General features: G+C 72.7%; 15 protein-coding genes. 8 read left to right on the forward strand and 7 right to left on the reverse strand.

Translation table 11 applies throughout. The features are described from left to right. Positions 1 to 8: 8 nt before the first annotated feature. The gene (locus Aau02nite_RS02160; protein WP_246594837.1) at positions 9 to 614 is read left to right on the forward strand and encodes a response regulator; all 606 of its coding nucleotides are present in this window, start codon (positions 9 to 11) and stop codon (positions 612 to 614) included. 6 nt (positions 615 to 620) lie between these two features. On the opposite strand, the gene Aau02nite_RS02165 is transcribed toward Aau02nite_RS02160, so the two are convergent. Further along, the gene (locus Aau02nite_RS02165) at positions 621 to 1,109 is read right to left on the reverse strand and encodes a MarR family winged helix-turn-helix transcriptional regulator (protein ID WP_212986579.1); all 489 of its coding nucleotides are present in this window, start codon (positions 1,107 to 1,109) and stop codon (positions 621 to 623) included. 73 nt (positions 1,110 to 1,182) lie between these two features. Between Aau02nite_RS02165 and Aau02nite_RS02170 the strand changes: the two genes are divergently transcribed. Next, on the forward strand, positions 1,183 to 3,240 hold the full coding sequence (locus tag Aau02nite_RS02170) for an MMPL family transporter (RefSeq protein ID WP_212986580.1): 2,058 nt from the start codon (positions 1,183 to 1,185) through the stop codon (positions 3,238 to 3,240). Beyond that, positions 3,237 to 4,124: a polyprenyl synthetase family protein gene (locus Aau02nite_RS02175; protein WP_212986581.1), complete on the forward strand. Its 888-nt coding sequence runs from the start codon at positions 3,237 to 3,239 to the stop codon at positions 4,122 to 4,124. The genes Aau02nite_RS02170 and Aau02nite_RS02175 overlap by 4 nt, the downstream gene beginning before the upstream one ends. Here the strand turns inward: Aau02nite_RS02175 and Aau02nite_RS02180 are convergent. Beyond that, positions 4,114 to 4,812 (reverse strand): anti-sigma factor, encoded by a 699-nt coding sequence (locus Aau02nite_RS02180; RefSeq protein WP_212986582.1) that lies wholly within the window; start codon positions 4,810 to 4,812, stop codon positions 4,114 to 4,116. The genes Aau02nite_RS02175 and Aau02nite_RS02180 overlap by 11 nt on opposite strands. After that, on the reverse strand, positions 4,766 to 5,338 hold the full coding sequence (locus Aau02nite_RS02185; RefSeq protein ID WP_212986583.1) for an RNA polymerase sigma factor: 573 nt from the start codon (positions 5,336 to 5,338) through the stop codon (positions 4,766 to 4,768). Before Aau02nite_RS02185 ends, Aau02nite_RS02180 begins: the two co-directional genes overlap by 47 nt. Positions 5,339 to 5,483: 145 nt before the next feature. On the opposite strand from Aau02nite_RS02185, the gene Aau02nite_RS02190 reads away from it, so the two are divergent. The 4 genes from Aau02nite_RS02190 (at position 5,484) to Aau02nite_RS02205 (ending at position 9,307) form a co-directional block, all read left to right on the forward strand. Beyond that, positions 5,484 to 6,305, forward strand: coding sequence for a DUF4397 domain-containing protein (locus Aau02nite_RS02190; protein ID WP_212986584.1), 822 nt, complete (start codon positions 5,484 to 5,486; stop codon positions 6,303 to 6,305). Beyond that, complete coding sequence (locus Aau02nite_RS02195; protein WP_212986585.1) at positions 6,302 to 6,976, forward strand: class F sortase; 675 nt, start codon at positions 6,302 to 6,304, stop codon at positions 6,974 to 6,976. The genes Aau02nite_RS02190 and Aau02nite_RS02195 overlap by 4 nt, the downstream gene beginning before the upstream one ends. A gap of 312 nt (positions 6,977 to 7,288) precedes the next feature. Next, positions 7,289 to 8,863 carry a hypothetical protein gene (locus Aau02nite_RS46120; RefSeq protein WP_246594832.1) on the forward strand — a complete coding sequence of 525 codons (1,575 nt, stop codon included), beginning with the start codon at positions 7,289 to 7,291 and terminating at the stop codon, positions 8,861 to 8,863. An 81-nt stretch (positions 8,864 to 8,944) separates the two neighbouring features. Then, on the forward strand, positions 8,945 to 9,307 hold the full coding sequence (locus Aau02nite_RS02205; RefSeq protein WP_246594833.1) for a hypothetical protein: 363 nt from the start codon (positions 8,945 to 8,947) through the stop codon (positions 9,305 to 9,307). A gap of 37 nt (positions 9,308 to 9,344) precedes the next feature. Here Aau02nite_RS02205 and Aau02nite_RS02210 read toward each other — a convergent pair whose 3' ends face one another. Both Aau02nite_RS02210 and Aau02nite_RS02215 read right to left on the reverse strand, forming a co-directional pair. After that, on the reverse strand, positions 9,345 to 11,552 hold the full coding sequence (locus Aau02nite_RS02210; protein WP_212986586.1) for a putative bifunctional diguanylate cyclase/phosphodiesterase: 2,208 nt from the start codon (positions 11,550 to 11,552) through the stop codon (positions 9,345 to 9,347). Between the two features lie 64 nt (positions 11,553 to 11,616). Then, entirely contained in the window at positions 11,617 to 12,597 is a 981-nt protein-coding gene (locus tag Aau02nite_RS02215) for an aldo/keto reductase (RefSeq protein WP_212986587.1), read from the reverse strand. A gap of 62 nt (positions 12,598 to 12,659) precedes the next feature. Between Aau02nite_RS02215 and Aau02nite_RS02220 the strand changes: the two genes are divergently transcribed. After that, positions 12,660 to 13,643 (forward strand): ArsR/SmtB family transcription factor, encoded by a 984-nt coding sequence (locus tag Aau02nite_RS02220; RefSeq protein ID WP_212986588.1) that lies wholly within the window; start codon positions 12,660 to 12,662, stop codon positions 13,641 to 13,643. A gap of 134 nt (positions 13,644 to 13,777) precedes the next feature. On the opposite strand, the gene Aau02nite_RS02225 is transcribed toward Aau02nite_RS02220, so the two are convergent. Both Aau02nite_RS02225 and Aau02nite_RS02230 read right to left on the reverse strand, forming a co-directional pair. Beyond that, positions 13,778 to 14,917: a hypothetical protein gene (locus Aau02nite_RS02225; protein WP_212986589.1), complete on the reverse strand. Its 1,140-nt coding sequence runs from the start codon at positions 14,915 to 14,917 to the stop codon at positions 13,778 to 13,780. Positions 14,918 to 15,308: 391 nt separating this feature from the next. Continuing rightward, a complete protein-coding gene (locus tag Aau02nite_RS02230) occupies positions 15,309 to 15,893 on the reverse strand; it encodes a cutinase family protein (protein ID WP_212986590.1) in 585 nt (194 codons plus the stop codon). Positions 15,894 to 16,198 lie beyond the last annotated feature (305 nt).

Consider the following 16,198-nt stretch of genomic DNA (forward strand, 5'->3'; position numbering starts at 1 on the left):
GTCTCGCGCTGGTCATCGACAGCGCGCCGGACCTCGCGGTGGTCGGCCAGGCCGGTGACGGCGCCGAGGCGCTGGAGGTGGCCCGACGCACCCGGCCCGACGTGGTGCTGATGGACGTGCGGATGCCCCGGCTCGACGGGTTGCAGGCCACCCGGCGCATCTGCGCCGCCCCGGAGCTGGCGGCCACCCGGGTGGTGGTGCTGAGCATGTTCGAGCTGGACGAGTACGTCCATGCGGCGCTGCACGCCGGGGCCTCGGGCTTCCTGCTCAAGGACGCCCGGCCGGAGGACCTGATCACCGCGATCCGCCGGACCCACGCGGGCGAGTCGCTGTTCGCCCCGTCCATCCTGACCCGGCTCGTCGAGCACTACGTCGCGGTGCCGCGCCCGCCCCGCCCGGCCGCGCCGCCGCCGCTCACCGCGCGGGAGACCGAGGTGCTGACGCTGATCGGCCGCGGGCTGTCCAACGACCAGATCGCCGCGCGGCTGACCATCTCCGTCAAGACGGTCAAGACCCACGTGTCGCACCTGCTCACCAAGCTGGCCGCCCGCGACCGGGCGCACCTGGTGATCGCCGCCTACGACGCCGGCCTGGTCACGCCCCGGCCACGCTGAGGCGGATCACTGCTCCGCGCGCACCTCGGCGTGGTGCTCGGCCAGCGCGTCGTTCATGCCCTGCAGGAAGCGGCGCACCAGGGCCAGGTCCTCGTCGCTGAAGCCGGCCATCACGTCGTCGGTGCGCTTGCCCAGGGGGCCGAAGAACTCCAGGGCCAGGGCCATGCCGGGCTCGCCGTAGCGCAGGTGCACGACCCGGCGGTCGGTGCTCTCCCGGGTGCGGCGCAGGTGCCCGGCGCGTTCCAGCCGGTCGATGGCGGCGGTGGTGGCGCCCGAGGACAGCCCGATCGCCTCCCCGAGCCGGCCCGGGGTCAGCGGCGCGCCCCGGCCCTCGGCGTGCATCACCGCGATCAGCGCCTGCAGGTCGGTGGGGTGCAACCCGTGCCGCTGCGCGAACGCGTGCCCCACGTGCTGCGCCTCGACGCTGTACGTGCGCATCAGGTTGACGATCTCCTCGCGGAGCCTGTCCCGCTCCGTCTTACGCGCCCGGTACACCCGCTCAGTGTTGCAGATGCCGTCGCATTGGTGGAGACTCTCGATGGTCGAGATTCTTTGCCGTGGAGGAATGATGGTGCTTCGGACACTCACCGGACGGCTCACCGCATGGCTGGTGCTCGTGGTCGCCCTGCTGCTCGGCGGCGCGGTCATCGCGAGCGCGGGCGAGGTCCGCACCGCCAACGACCCGACCGCGTCCCTGCCGTCGGCGGCCGAGTCGACCAGGGTCGCCGCGCTGCAACGGCAATTGCCGTCGGGACAGACCAACCCCGCCCTGGTCGTCTACAGCCGCGACGGGCAGGCGCTCACGGCCGGAGACGTGGCGAAGATCGAGGCGGACGCCAAGGCGTTCGGGACGCAGAGTCCGCCGGTGTTCTCCGACAAGCGGGACGCGGCGCTGGTCGCCGTGCCATTGCCCGCCGACGCCCCGGCGGACCGGACCATCGCCGCGGTGGCCGAACTGCGCGACACCGCGCGGGCCGGGCTGCCGGCCGGGCTGACCGCCCAGGTCACCGGGGGCGCCGGGTTCGCCGCCGACATCGCGGACAGCTTCACCGGCGCCAACACCAACCTGCTCCTCGTGACCGTGGTGGTCGTGGCGCTGCTGCTGCTGATCACGTACCGCAGTCCGGTGCTCTGGCTGGTGCCGCTGGCCGTGGTCGGCATCGCCGACCGGATGGCCAGCGGGCTGGTCGCCCTGCTCTCCCGGCACACCGACCTCACCATCGGCGACTCCACCGTCGGCATCGTCACGGTCCTCGTGTTCGGCGCGGGCACCAACTACGCCCTGCTGCTCATCTCGCGCTACCGCGAGGAGCTGCACCGCCACGCCGACCGGCGCGAGGCCATGCGCCGGGCCCTGCGCGGAGCCGGACCGGCCATCGCGGCCAGTGCCGTCACCGTCGTGCTGAGCCTGCTCACCCTGCTACTGGCCGGCCTCGGCGACACCGTGGCCCTGGGCGTCACCGCGGCCCTGGGCATCGCCGTCGCCGCGCTCTTCGCCCTGATCGCCCTGCCCGCCGCACTGGTGGTCTGCGGCCGGGGCCTGTTCTGGCCGTTCATCCCGCGCGTCGGCGCGGGCGGCGCCGAGCAGGAACGCGGCATCTGGGCCCGGGTCGGCCGCGGCGTGGCCCGCCGCCCCGGCCTGGTCACCGTGGTCTCGCTGGTCGTGCTCGGGGTGCTGTCCACCGGCCTGGCCGGCACCCGGCTCGGGCTCTCGCAGACCGAGCAGTTCCGCGTCGAGGCCGAGTCCGTCGACGGCCTGACCACCCTGAGCCGCTACTTCCCGGCCGGGGCCGCGGACCCCACCGTGGTGATCACCTCACCGGCCACCGCCGACCAGGTCCTCGCCGCGGTGTCCGGCACGCCCGGGGTGGCCCAGGCCCGGATCGCCGAGCGGGCCGGGCTGACGGTCAGCATCACCGCGGTGCTGACCGCCGCGCCCGACACCCCGCAGAGCTACGGGACCATCCGGGCGCTGCGCGCCGCGGTCGGTGACGACGCCCTGGTCGGCGGGAGCGTGGCGATCGCGATGGACACGCGCGACGCGTCCCGGGTGGACCTGCGGGTGATCGTGCCGGTCATCCTGCTCGTGGTGCTGCTGGTCCTCGGGCTGCTGCTGCGCGCGGTCGTCGCCGCCCTGCTGCTGATCGGCACGGTCATCGCCAGCTTCGTCGCCGCGCTGGGCGCCGGCTCCTGGCTGTTCCGCGAGCTGCTGGGCTACCCCGGCCTGGACAACCAGGTGCCCCTGTACGCGTTCCTGTTCCTGGTGGCTCTCGGCGTCGACTACAACATCTTCCTGGTCACCCGGGCCCGGGAGGAGGCCGTGACCCGCGGCACCCGGGCCGGGATGATCCACGCCCTGGCCGCGACCGGCGCGGTGATCACCAGTGCCGGCATCCTGCTCGCGGCGGTGTTCGCGGTGCTGGGCGTGCTGCCGATCATCACGCTCACCCAGATCGGCGTGATCGTCGGCCTCGGCGTGCTGCTGGACACCCTGCTGGTGCGGACGGTCCTGGTCCCGGCGCTGGCGACGCTGCTGGGGGACCGGTTCTGGTGGCCGGCCGACCCGGCCGCCCCGCACCGCGCCCGCCAGACGGGCGCGGTGGAGCAGCCGGCGGCGGTGGCATGAGCGCGGACGGGCTCGCCGCCGTCGAGACGGTGCTGACCGGGGCGCTCGACAGTGTCCCGGCGTCCCTGCGGGAGCCGTGCCGGCGGATCGCGCACGCCGGCGGCGCACGGCTGCGGGCCGGGCTCGTGCTGGCGGTCGCCGGCCGGGCCTGGCCCGGCACGTCCCGGCGCACGGCCACCGCCGCGGCGGCCGTCGAGCTGCTGCATCTGGCCGGCCTCGTGCACGACGACCTGATGCACGAGGCGCCGGTACGCAGCGGCGTGCCCACCGTCAACGCCAAGGAAGGCACCGCTGTCGCCCTGCTCGCGGGCGACCTGCTGATCGGACTCGCCCACCGGCTCGGTGCCACCGCCGGGGCCGGCCCGCTCCTCGGCGACGCCCTGACCGAGCGCTGTACCGGGTCGGTCCTCGAGGCCGACAACCGCTTCCACCCCGAGGTGAGCGCGACGACGGCCCTGCGCATCGCCGAGCTGAAGACCGGCACCCTGCTGGCCGCGGCCGGCCGGCTCGGCGCGCTGGTCACCGCGTCGCCGGAGGACGGACTACACGAGTACGGCCTGGCGTACGGCACCGCGCTGCACCTGCTGGAGGACGTCCGCGATCCGGGCCCGTCCTTCGCCGCGGGGATCGTCACGCTGCCCGCCGTGCACGCCCTGGCCGCCCGTCCGGAACTGCGCCGCCTGCTCCGTCCGGGGCTGGCCGGGGCGCACCGTCAGCACGCCGGCGAGCTGCTGGCCACCGGCGTGCCACCGGCCCTGACGACGATCGGGCAGTTGGTGGAACAGGCCGCCGCAGCCCGGCCGGACCTGGCGGACATGACGAAGCGGTGCCGGGACAGTCAGCTCTCGCTGATGCCCCGGCACCGCCCCGTGCTCAATTCGTGAGCGTGCCCCGCAGCAGGCTCTTGCCGGAATGCGCGGCGTCACCGTCGTACGCCTCCGCGGAGACGTCCACCAGCCGGTAGCGGTTGAGATCCGCACCCGGCGGCAGCGGCAGCACCACGTCGGCGGCACCCGAGAGCGCGGCGCTGGACAGATTGCCCATCGCCATCATCCTCGTCATGTCGTCCGGATCGATGAGCCACACCTCGTAGTAGCCGGTCGTCAGTGGCAGGTTGCGCACGTCGAGGCGCAGCTTGCTGCCCTCGATGACCTCCGCCGCTCCCCCGGCCGCCACCGGCGCACCGCCGAGCCGGCCCAGACTCGCCTTGGCGGTCACCGCGGGCGGTTCCGGACGGTCGGTGAAACGCTGCACCGTGACGGTGCCGGCGATGGCGAGCACTGCAGCGGCCGCCGCCGCGAGCACGGGCAGGACCCAGCGCCGTTCCCGCCGTTGCGGCAGGCGCCGCACGGGTGCGGTCACCGCGGCCTCGATGCCCGCCCACACGCGCTCGGGCGGCGGCGGCAGCGCCCGCAGGCCCTGCGTCTCCGCACCCAGCTCGGCCACGTGCCGCAGGTCGTCGATCTCCGCACTGCACCCCGGGCACTCGGCCAGGTGGACGGATTCGTCGCTGTCCGCCGTTTCCTCAGAGAGCGCGAGAAGGACCAGCCGATCGGGATCCAGATGCTGCACCGTCCACCTCCCACCGTCGCCGTAGATTCGCCATGCCCCGCCGGATATGACTCTTGACCGTGCCCAGGGGCAGTCCGGTGAGAGCCGCTATCTGCGGATGAGTCAGGTCGTCGTAGAACGCCAGCTCCAGGCTGCGCCGTTGCTCGGCAGGCAGCTGGGCCAGCTCGTCGGCCACCACCAGGCGGTCCAGCACGCGTTCCGGGCTCTCCTCGTCGGCGACGGGCTGGGCCCGCACCGTCGTGGCCACCCGCTCCTCGCGGGCCGCCGAGCGCAGCCGGTCGACCGCCTTGCGCCGGGCTATGCCGAGCAACCAGCCGAGCATCCCGCCACGTTCCGGATCAAACGTACCGCGACCTTGCCAGGCCGCCACGAAGGTCGTCTGCGTCACGTCCTCCGCGTCGGCGCGGTTGCCCAGCAGGCGTACGCCGAGATAGAGAACCGCGCCGCCATAGCGGTCGTACGCCAGGCGCAGCGCATGCTCGTCGCCCGCCCGGAAGCGTTCGGCGAGTTCGTCGTCGGGATTCATCGGCCCCCTTTCCACCTGCTCATTCGCTCCCCGGCCGGGCCGTGGATGCAGTGCGGTCAATTTTCTTCAGGTGCATCCAGCCGCCCGGTACGCAGCGAAACCACCGGTTGTCCGTACCCGGATACCCACTCGCTAGGAGAATTAGATGCGCCTCGTGCCCCTGCGCCGCGTGACCGCCGTCGGCGCCGCCACCCTGATCGCCTTCGGCGGTCTCGGTGCGCTGACCGCCACTCCGGCCTTCGCCGCCACCTCCCAGGTCTCCGTTGTGCACGGCATTCCCGGGCAGAACGTCGACGTGTACGTCAACGGTGAGAAGACCCTGCCGGACTTCGCCCCCGGCAAGGTCGCGGGCCCACTGTCGCTGGAGGAGGGCAGCTACGACATCGTGCTGACCGAGCCCGGTGACGATATCAGTCAGGCCCTGCTCAAGGTGGACGACGCGGAGATCCCCGGCGGCGCCGACATCAGCCTGGTGGCGCACCTGAGCGCGACGGGCGAGCCGGCGCTGACCCCGTTCGCCAACGACGTCAAGAAGGTCGCCGCGGGCCAGGCCCGGATCATCGTGCGGCACACCGCCGCGGCCCCGGCCGTCGACGTCCGCGCGGGCGGCCAGCCGGTCTTCGAGGACCTGACGAACCCGAAGGAGGCGAAGGCGGACCTGCCGGCCGGTTCGGTCGAGGCCGACGTGGTGCTGGCCGGCACGGACACCGTGGCCATCGGCCCGGCGGACCTGAACCTCAAGGAGGGCACCGCGACGATCGTCTACGCGGTCGGCTCGGCCGAGGACGACAACCTCGACCTGGTCACCCAGTCCATCACCGGGCTGCACTCCGCGCCGGGTGGCGTGCCCAGCGGCAGCGGCGGCATGGCCGACCAGAGTCTCGGTGCCGCCTGGTACGCGCTGGCGGTGGCCGGTCTGCTGATGCTCGCCCTCGGCGTGCGCCGGCTGGTGCCGGGTCGCCGATGACCGTCGGATCTCCGGGCGCGTCCCGCAAGGGCCGCGCCCGGCTCCTCGTCGTGGCCGGGCTCGTGCTGCTGATCGTGGTGGGCGTGGTCGCGTACCTGTCGCGGCCGGAGCCGTCCGTCGGCTCCTCGGCGGTCGCCGCCCTGGAGTCCGCGACGCCCACCGCCTCGTCCGCTCCCCCGGCCGCGACCGCTGTGCCCGAGGCGACGGCACCGGCCGAGGAGATGGCTCCGGCCCGGCTGCGGATCCCCGCCCTCGATCTGGACGCCACCGTGGCCGAGGTCGGCGTCGACGCCGACAGCGGTGAGTTAGACGTCCCGCCCAGCGTCGACCGGGTCGGCTGGTACCGCTTCGGCCCGGGAATGACCGCGACGGCCGGGTCCATCGTCGTCGCCGGCCACGTGGACAGCGCCGATCAGGGAAAGGGTGCATTCTTCCGGCTGAGCAGCCTGGAACCGGGTGACAAAATGACGCTGGCCGGGCCCGGCGGCACGGACCGCGCATTCAAGGTCGTCGCCCGGGAAAGGTACAGCAAGACCCGCATTCCCCTGGACAAGTATTTCGCCCGCGACGGCGCGCCGCGGCTGACGCTGATCACCTGCGGCGGGCCGTTCGACAGCAGGACCGGCCACTACCGCGACAACATCGTCGTGACCGCGGAACCCGTGTCCTGACAGCGATCTGCCCGCTCGGGCGACACCCGGGCGGGCAGATCAGCGGGTACTCTCACGGCAACGGCCCGTGTCCGCCGCCTCCCCCGTTCGGTGGAGGCGGGACATCGGCCGAACGGTGGATGCCGAGGGTTCGGAACGGGACCCATATTTTTGCATTAATTCGACCCTAAGAAAGCCTCAATTTTCGCTGGGAAATTGGTGTGGGCGGCCGTTGGCTCTTAACGTCTGCATGCCGGTATCCGGCCGGGCCGCCACAGGGGCTCGCGGACCGGCTCATCCGCCAATGAAATGGTTACAGAAGAGGTGCCACCCATGCGAAGGCCGACTTACCGTCGGGCCGCCCAGCGCCGGGGCCCGGACCGTCGCATCATCGCCGCGGTCGCCGTACTGATCGCCTTCGGCGGGGTGGTCGGTGTCACGCAGATCTCCAACGCGGACGAGAGCAAGACGGTGGCCTGCGAGGCCCCCGCCGCCGGCCCGGCCGCGCCGGCCGGCAAGAGCGCCGCGACGGACCCCAAGGTCGGCACCTACACGGACAAGGACGGCGACGTCCAGCACAAGGGCGACGGCCAGCTGGCCAAGGGTGAGCAGGCCCCGAAGCCGCAGCCGGTCGAGAACTGCACCACCGGCAAGACGACCGCCAAGCAGGTCAACGGTCTGCAGATCCTCGGCAACAGCTGCGAGGACAGCGACCTCGACCCGCACGACGGCTTCCAGAACGGCAACCGCTGCGTCTCCACCGAGTTCGGTGAGGTCGGCGAGCAGGCCAGGAACCCGACGCTGCTGATCACCGACTTCCCCGAGTCGGTGCAGGCCAACACGCCCTTCACGCTGAAGGTCAGCACCCGCAACCTGGTCCGCGACCGCTTCCTCGCGGCCGGCCAGGGCGGCTACTACGTGGAGAGCTCGGTGCTCACCGCGGAAGGTCTGGTCCGCGGCCACTTCCACACCGCCTGCCGGATGCTCTCCGCCACCGACGAGGCGCCCGACCCGGCCCCGGTGCCCGCGTTCTTCGTGGCCACCGAGGACCGCAAGGGCGGCGCGCAGCCCGACACCGTCACGATTCAGGTCCCGGGGCTGCCGCAGGAGGGCATCGCCCAGTGCGCCTCGTGGGCCGGCGACGGCTCGCACCGGATCCCGATGATGCAGCGCGCCAACCAGACCCCGGCCCTGGACGCGGTCCGCGTCAAGGTCGAGGGCGGCGACGAGGAGCCTCCCGCCGAGGAGGAGCCTCCGGCGAACCCGCCCGCCGACAACGGCGGCAACAACGGTGGCAACAACGGCGGCGGTGGCAACAACGGCGGTGACCAGGGTGACGGCGGCCAGAACAACGGCGGCGGCGACCAGGGTGACGGCGGCCAGAACAACGGCGATGGCGACCAGGGTGACGGCGATCAGGGTGACGGCGGTGCGGTGAACCCCGGCGCGACCGCGACCCCGAAGACCGGGTCCGGCACGACACCGCCGAAGACCGGCACCGTGACGATTCCTCCGAAGAACGACGCCAGTGCACCGAAGCCCGGCAAGACCACCAAGCCGGCGCCCGCCGCCAAGCCGGAGAAGGCCGACGAGCCGGAGAAGGCAGCCGACGACGAGTCGGCCGGCGACAACGCGGACACCGCCGAGCCGGCCCAGGCGCTGGCCGGCAAGACGACCAGGCCCAAGGCGACCGAGGAACCGGCGGCCCAGGTCCTGTCCGACGGCAACAGTGATGACGGCGCGCCGGACCTGCAGGCCGAGCAGAACGTGCAGACCGAGGACGAGTCGAAGCTGGCCCTGACCGGAGCCAACTCGATGACCTTCATCCTGGGCGGCGCGTTGCTGATCCTCTGCGGAGCGGTGGTCCTGGGCGCGACCCGGCGCCGCCGGGCCGCGGCCCGCAACTGACGACAGCGGCAGATGTTCGCGCGGTCACCGATCCGGTGACCGCGCGAACTGCCGTTCCGGCCGGCGGTTAGGGTCCAGCCCGTGCCAGGGATCAAGAGAACGACGCCGGCCGGCTGCACGGTCACGGTGTGCCGGGACTGCTGCTGCGGCAACGCCCGCAAGCACCCGAAGGTCGACCACGACGGCCAGTTGGTCCGGCTGCGCGAGTCGCTGCCGGCCCCGCATCAGGTACGGGTGAGCGAATGCCTGGACGCCTGCGCGGAGGCGAACGTCATCGTGGTCCACCCGGAGCCCGGCGCCCGCCGCCGGGGAGCCCGGGCGGTGTGGTTCGGCCTGGTCGGCGACGACGCGGTCGAGGAGGACATCGCGGCCTGGGTCCGCGCGGGCGGCCCGGGCGTGGCCCCGATGCCGGCCATCCTCGAACTCTCCGTCCTGCGCCGCTGATCCACCGACCCGGCCCGCCCGAGGTGGGCCGGCGGCTTCAGAGTTCGGCCGGGGCCGGTTCGCGGATCAGCAGGCCGGGCACCGAGGCCGCGTCGCCGGGACGGCCGAACAGGTAGCCCTGGCCCTGGTCGCACCCGATCTGCCGGAGCATCATCCACTGGCCCTCGGTCTCGATGCCCTCGGCCACGGTCTGCAGCCGCAGCGCCTGCCCGAGGGCCACCACCGCGTCCACCAGCGCCACGTCGTCCGCGTCGGTGTCCACCTGCTCCACGAACGTCCGGTCGATCTTGATGATGTCGACCGGGAGCTGCTTGAGGTAGTTCAGCGACGAGTAGCCGGTGCCGAAGTCGTCGATCGCCAGCCGGACGCCCAGCGCCCGCAGCGCGCGCAGCGTCTCGATCGCCCCGGTGATGTCCTCCATCAGCATCGACTCGGTGATCTCCAGGGTCAGCGAACCGGCCGGGATGCCGGCGTCGCCGATCGCCGCCGCCACGTCCGCGACCAGGCCGGCGTACTGGAACTGCCGCGCGGACAGGTTGACGTTGACCTTGAGTCCGGCCGCGGCCGGCGTCTCGCGGCGCCAGCGCGCCAGCTGCGCGCAGGCCTCGCGCAGGACCCACCGGCCGAGCGGCACGATCAGGCCGTTGGCCTCGGCCGTCGCGATGAACTGGTACGGGCTGAGCAGCCCGTCCTCGGGATGCTGCCACCGCACCAGCGCCTCGACCGCGGTCGTCCGCTGCGTGGCCAGGTCCACCACCGGCTGGTAGAGCAGGACGAACTGCTCCTGCTCCAGGCCCAGCTCCATGTCGACGCGCTGCTGCGCCTCCTCCAGCACCGACCGCGACATCGACGGGGAGAACACCGCGTAGGCGTTGCGGCCGGCCCGCTTGGCGGCGTACATCGCCAGGTCGGCGTCGCGCAGCAGTTGCCCGGCGGGCAGGTCGCCGCTGGCGATGCCGATGCTCAGCGAACAGGTCACGTCGCGGCTGTCCAGCCGGACCTGCTCGCGGCCGGCCAGCAGCAGCCGCTCGGCCAGCGCGACAGCGTCAGCCCCGTCCAGGTCCTCGACCAGGATGGCGAACTCGTCCCCGCCGAGGCGGGCGAGGGTGTCGCCGGGGCGCATCTCCGCGCGCAGCCGCCCGGCCAGGGTCGCCAGCAGTTCGTCGCCGGCGCTGTGCCCCAGGTTGTCGTTGACCAGCTTGAAGTCGTCCAGGTCGATGAGCAGCACGGTGACGCCACCGCCGGCCCGGCGCCGGACGGCCTGTTCGAGCCGGTCGCGGAACAGGGCCCGGTTCGGCAGCCCGGTCAGCGAGTCGGTGAACGCCTGCCGGCTGAGCTGCTCCTCGAGCTCCTTGCGCCGGCCGATGTCGCGCAGGCTGATCACGGCGGCGCGCAGGTCGGCGTCGTCGGTCCGGTTGGTGCCGATCACGTCCAGATGCAGCCAGGTGCCGTCGGGCCGGCGCAGCCGCGCCTCGGTCCGGGCGGTGCCGCCGGGCACGGCGAAGAGGGCGCCCATCCACGCCCGCAGGCCGGCGAGCTCCTCGGGATGGGCCAGCTCGACCAGTGCCTTGCCGGTGACCTCGGCGCCGGTGAGACCGAAGATCCGCTGGGCGGACGGGCTGGCGTAGCGGACCGCGCCCGTGACGTCGATCGCGAACACCGCGTCGGAGGCGGCCTCGAGCAGCATCTCGGTGCGGTGCTCGGCGGCCTGCCGGCGCCGGTCCAGCCGCCGCCGGCTGCGCGCGTTGATCGAGTTCAACGCCACCAGGCAGGCCATGATGGCCACCAGGGACACGGTGGAGACGGCGTTGGCCCCGGTCAGGTCAGGTAGCAGCGCCAGGTAGCCGGCCGCGGCGAGCGCCCCGAGGCCCACCACGACCGTGGGCCCGTACAGGGAGGCGGCGGTCACCATGATCAGGGCGATGCCGGACAGATAGAGCAACAGCCCGTCCTGGTCGATCGTGGAGAACAGGAATGCCAGCGGCAGCTCGGCGACCCACCAGAGGACCAGCCAGCCCCGCACCCGGGGGCTGCGGACGAGCCGGGCCCACGGCAGCAGAGCGGCCGCGATCTGCACGAGCGCCGCGGCCAGGATCGGGCCGAGCATCCAGCGCCGGTCCGTGTCCCAGTCCACGGCCACCCGTACGCAGCCGAGCAGGGTCACCCCGGCGGCGACCGAGGCCCCGATCCGGATCTGCCGCGCCCAGTACTCCGCGGTGCTGTCGTCGAACTCCGCCGGTTGCACGAGCCCTGGAATCGGCAGCCCGGCAGCTTCCGTGAGGGAAACCGGGCCCTGAGGCGTACCCCCGTCACCACGCCCACGCCTCAGGGCCCGGACCGCCGTTGCCGACGGGCGGGAAGATCCGGTCCAGCTCATCCAGGGTCTCCGCGGCAAGCTCGGTGTCCAGCGCCAGCAACGGCAGGTCCAGCTGCTGCGGCGTACGCGGGCCGAGCACCGGCGCGGTGACCCCGGGCCGCGACAGCAGCCAGGCCAGCGCGACCGTCGTGGGCTCCTGGCCGAGATCCGCGCACAACTTCTCGAAGCGCTGCAGCGCGGCCCGGTGCGGCTCGACCCGCTCCGGCGCGTGCAGGACGCTGCGGCCGGCGACGCCCTCGCGCTGCTTGCGCAGCGCGCCGGACAGCGCACCGAAATGCAACGGGGAGTACGGCAGGATGCCGATGCCGAGTTCCCGGGCGGCGGGCAGCACCTCCAGCTCGACGTGCCGGGTGAGCAGGTTGTACTTGGGTTGCTCGCTCACCAGCCCCAGATAGTGGCGCCGGTCGGCGGCGGCCTGGGCCCGGGCCAGATGCCAGCCGGCGAAGTTCGACGAACCCGCGTACCGGATCTTGCCCTGGCCGGTGAGCGTCTCCATCGCCTGCCAGATCTCCTCCCACGGGGTGTCCCGCTGGATGTGGTGCAGCTGCAGCAGGTCGATCCAGTCGGTGCGCAGCCGGCGCAACGACGCCTCGCAGGAGGCGATGATGTGCCGCGCGGAGAGGCCGCCGTCGTTGGGCCGGTCGCTCATCGGCGCGTAGACCTTGGTGGCGAGCACGATCTGGTCGCGGGCGCCGGACTTCTCCAGCCAGCTGCCGATGAACCGCTCGCTGAGCCCGTCGCCGGTCTCCCGGCCGTACATGTTGGCGGTGTCGACGAAGGTGATCCCGGCGCCCAGCGCGCGGTCGAGAACGGCATGGGACTCGGGCTCGCCGATCTGCCAGGCGAAGTTCATGGTGCCCAGGCACAGGCGGCTGACCCGCAGGCCGGTACGGCCGAGGTGCACGTAACGCATGACACGACCGTATGGTCGTATTCGCGATGGCCCGAGCCGTTCGACCGTGCTCGAATGGTCGGATGCTCCGGCTCGCATTCGCTCCGGCCGATCTCGCCGGCGTCCGGTTCGCCCACTCACCGATGGCCGAGGTGATCGCCAGCAGCGTGGCCCTGACCAAGCCGGAGCAGTTCTGGATGTACGCCTCCTGGCGCGCCCAGGTGCGCCCGGTGCTGGACGCGGCCCGGCTGGAGACGTTCCTCGCGGTGGTGGCGCGCCCGCGGCGCTGGGTGCCCGACTTCCTAAGCCCGGTGCCCGCGACCGCGCGGCCGCTGCTGCGCGAGGAGCTGGCGATGATCGCGGAGACCCCGCTCGACCGGGTGGCGTGGGAGGTCGGCTACGCCTGGCGCGGGGTCACCGACGTGCCGCCGGTGATCGCCCGCTTCGACCACGATCCGGCGGGCGGGCTGGCGGTGCTGCTGCGCGAGATCCGGCAGTACTTCGAGCTGGCGCTGGCGCCGTACTGGTCGCGGCTGCGCGCAGCGGCCGAGGCGGAGATCGCCCACCGCGCCCGGGCGGCGGCCGAGCAGGGGCCCCGGGCCCTGATCCGGGACCTGCACCCGACGCTGAGCTGGGACGAGACCGACCTGCGGATCGGGCACGGCGACGGGGACGACCACTTCGGCCTGGACGGGCACGGGCTGGCGCTGCTGCCGTCGGGCTTCGCCGGGCCGAAGGTGTTCGCGATGACGGATACCGGTCAGGGGCGGGCGTTGTGGTATCCGCCGCGGGGCTACGGCGCACTGTGGGACGGCAGCCGGCGGGCGGAGCCGACGGCGGCGCTCGCGGCGCTGCTCGGGCCGACCCGGGCGGCGGTGCTGACGCTGCTGGAGGTGCCGCACAGCACCGGGGAGGTGGCGGCGGCGCTGGGCCTCGCGGCGGCGACCGCTTCCCACCATCTGACGACGTTGCGCGACGCGGGGCTGATCGCCGGGTCGCGGGTCGGGCGCAAGCTGGAGTATCTGCGGACCGGCCTGGGTGAGCAGCTGGGCGGTGGGGCGGGCTGATCCGCCGCCCAGCTGCCTCTTCGTCCCTTCTCGAGAGCGCTCAGCCGGCCGCACGACACCGCACGGCGAGGACCGCGACGATCTTGTCGCCGCTTCACCGCGATCGCCGGAGATCTGAGGTCTTCGACCGCCCGTCAGGGTCGTCCGAGGTCCCACACGACCGCGTGCGACCCGGTCCCGGTCACCGCGATGGTGCCCGCCACCAGGCCGCGGTCGTTGATGAACTGCACGGAACCGCCCGTGACCCCGCGATCCAGCGGACCGAGGTCGACCGCGGACGCGCCCCGCCACACCACTCCGCGGCTGCCGCCCAGGTCCGCCACACCGGCCACGCTACCGGCCCCGTTCATCGCCGTGGCCAGTCCAGTGACGCCGCTGAGCGCGGCGAGGTCGGTCGCCGTACCGCGATGCCAGCGCACCGCGCGCAGGTTCGCGTTGTCGCCGGCATTGCCGCCGATCTGGCCCCGGTCGTTGATCCCGACCGGATAGCTCTCCGTCCCGCCGAGCGCGCCGAGGTCGGTGAAGACGCCGTTCTCCCACAGGAACGCGTGCCAGCCCGAATCCGGCACCCGGACCGTGCCGACGACCTGGCCGCGCTCGTTCACGTCGACGGCCATGCTGGCGATGCCGACCGGCGGCGTCAGCCGGATGAGCTTGCCACCACGCCACAGCGCGGCCTCGGTCTCGGCCCCGTCGGCACTGACGGTCGAACCGGCGATCTCACCGCGATTGTTGATGTCGTCGGCCAGGGTGTCCCCGCCGAGGCCGGGCAGATCGGTGGCGACGCCGTCCCGCCAGACGAAAGCCTGGCCGTACTGCCCGCTGGTGGCGGTGTAGCGGGTCCCGATGACCCGGCCGGCGTCGTTGAGCCCGGTCACGGAGATCGCGTCACCGGTGACGGCCGTGAGGTCCCGCATGACGCCGTGCCGCCAGAGGAACGGACGGGCGGTGCCGGTGCGGGTGACGGCTGTGCCGGCGACGTCGCCACGCTCGTTGACGTCGACGGCGTGGCTGGCGCCGCCACCGGGGAGGACGCCGAGGTCGGTGAGGTGGCCGGCGCGCCAGCGGAAGGCGTGGGTCTCGCCGGTCGCGGTTTGGCTGGAACCGACGAGGTAGCCGGAGTCGCTCAGGGCGGTGGGGTTGCTCCAGTCGCCGCCGAGGGTGCCGACATCGCGCGGGGCTGTCGGTGCGGGTGCGGCCGATGCGGGACCTGCGGTGGTGATGAGTGTTGCGGTGGTGATGACGGCTGTGGCCAGGAATCTGCTCGGACGCATCTTCTCCCCCTCCAGAATGTGGCGTACCTCCGCCACTCTCCGGGACCGGGGGCCGGACGTCTGTCCGTCGATCGTCCATGGTGGATCGGTTGATCGTCAGGCCGGCGTGGTTCGTGGCCTCGTGCCCGCCTGACCCTCACCCCCTCACCCCCTCACCCCCTCACCCCCTCACCCCGCCTCTTGCCCCTCACCTGCCCTCGTGGCCATGAAGCGACGCGGCCTCATGGCAATGGGTATGCCTCACCCCGCCGTCAATCGGCGTCACAGAATCTTTCCACCATATTCCGGCGTTTCCCCGCACTCCCGTCCGTGGCGTCCCCCGCGCCGGATCGTCGCGGCGTTTCACCGTGGCGTCACCGGCGGCCGGCTGGGCGGCGAGGTGAGGCGGGTGTCAGCCCAGTTGCGTGGCGACGAACTCCGTCGCGTCGTCCAGGAACTTGTTGTAGTCGAGGTGCGCGGCCAGGCTCGTCCCGCCCTGGCAGAACCGGTCGTTGCGGTTGCAGAACGACTGCGTCCGGTCCGCGAAGGCGTCCAGCCCGCCGGCACCGCGCGCGAAGACACCGTTCCGGGTGCCGGTGCCCACGTTGAAGTCCTCGCCCGCGGTGAACGTCGGGTCGCCGAAGAGCAGGACCGCCGCGACCCGGTCGGACAGGGCGGCCGGGATCGCCGGCTGGCCGGCGGCACGACCACGGAGCGACCTGCCGGCGAGAGCGTCACCGACCACGTTGGCCCCCTGCGAATACCCCATCAGGACGAACTTGGTGTCCGCGCAGGCCGCAGCGGTCTGCTGCACGTCCGCGGCGATACTGGTCACGCCTTGCCGGACGCTGGCGGTGTAGTTGAACGAGGCCGGATAGTCGACGGCGGTCGACCGCACCGTCTGCGGCAGCTCCCGGGTGAGCTGCTGGGCGAGCGGCGTCAGCAGCACGCCCAGCCCGGGCCGCTCGGTCGTCCCCCGGGCGCCGATGACCTCCACGTCCGGACAGGCATTCCGGGGTGCCTGCGCAGCAAAGGTCAATGGTGCGACAAGCAGGCCGGCCGCTCCGACAACACCCGTCGCCGCGATGGTGAGAACTGTGCGTAAACGCATTTCGTCATCCCTTTCCGAAGGGCCGAGGACTATATGCATTCCATACGCAGAAACCCGGAAGCCCGCCCAACGCTGAGGATTAAGTCACATCGAGTGCAGAAATGATCCGCAGGTGGCCGCCATCCGTAGCAGATCCACCGCCCCAGCCGGACGGGCACGAACCGCACCTAAGAGCTCCTAACACGATCTGC

This window comes from Actinoplanes auranticolor, assembly GCF_018332655.1.
GTDB classification, from domain to species: Bacteria; Actinomycetota; Actinomycetes; order Mycobacteriales; family Micromonosporaceae; genus Actinoplanes; species Actinoplanes auranticolor.

Excerpts from the sequence above, each read along its gene's own strand:
- Aau02nite_RS02175 (WP_212986581.1), top strand. The coding sequence starts at position 3,237 with ATGAGCGCGGACGGGCTCGCCGCCGTCGAGACGGTGCTGACCGGGGCG.
- Aau02nite_RS02215 (WP_212986587.1), bottom strand. The coding sequence starts at position 12,597 with ATGCGTTACGTGCACCTCGGCCGTACCGGCCTGCGGGTCAGCCGCCTG.
- Aau02nite_RS02225 (WP_212986589.1), bottom strand. The coding sequence starts at position 14,917 with ATGCGTCCGAGCAGATTCCTGGCCACAGCCGTCATCACCACCGCAACA.
- Aau02nite_RS02185 (WP_212986583.1), bottom strand. The coding sequence starts at position 5,338 with ATGAATCCCGACGACGAACTCGCCGAACGCTTCCGGGCGGGCGACGAG.
- Aau02nite_RS02170 (WP_212986580.1), top strand. The coding sequence starts at position 1,183 with ATGGTGCTTCGGACACTCACCGGACGGCTCACCGCATGGCTGGTGCTC.
- Aau02nite_RS02220 (WP_212986588.1), top strand. The coding sequence starts at position 12,660 with ATGCTCCGGCTCGCATTCGCTCCGGCCGATCTCGCCGGCGTCCGGTTC.
- Aau02nite_RS02190 (WP_212986584.1), top strand. The coding sequence starts at position 5,484 with ATGCGCCTCGTGCCCCTGCGCCGCGTGACCGCCGTCGGCGCCGCCACC.
- Aau02nite_RS02195 (WP_212986585.1), top strand. The coding sequence starts at position 6,302 with ATGACCGTCGGATCTCCGGGCGCGTCCCGCAAGGGCCGCGCCCGGCTC.
- Aau02nite_RS46120 (WP_246594832.1), top strand. The coding sequence starts at position 7,289 with ATGCGAAGGCCGACTTACCGTCGGGCCGCCCAGCGCCGGGGCCCGGAC.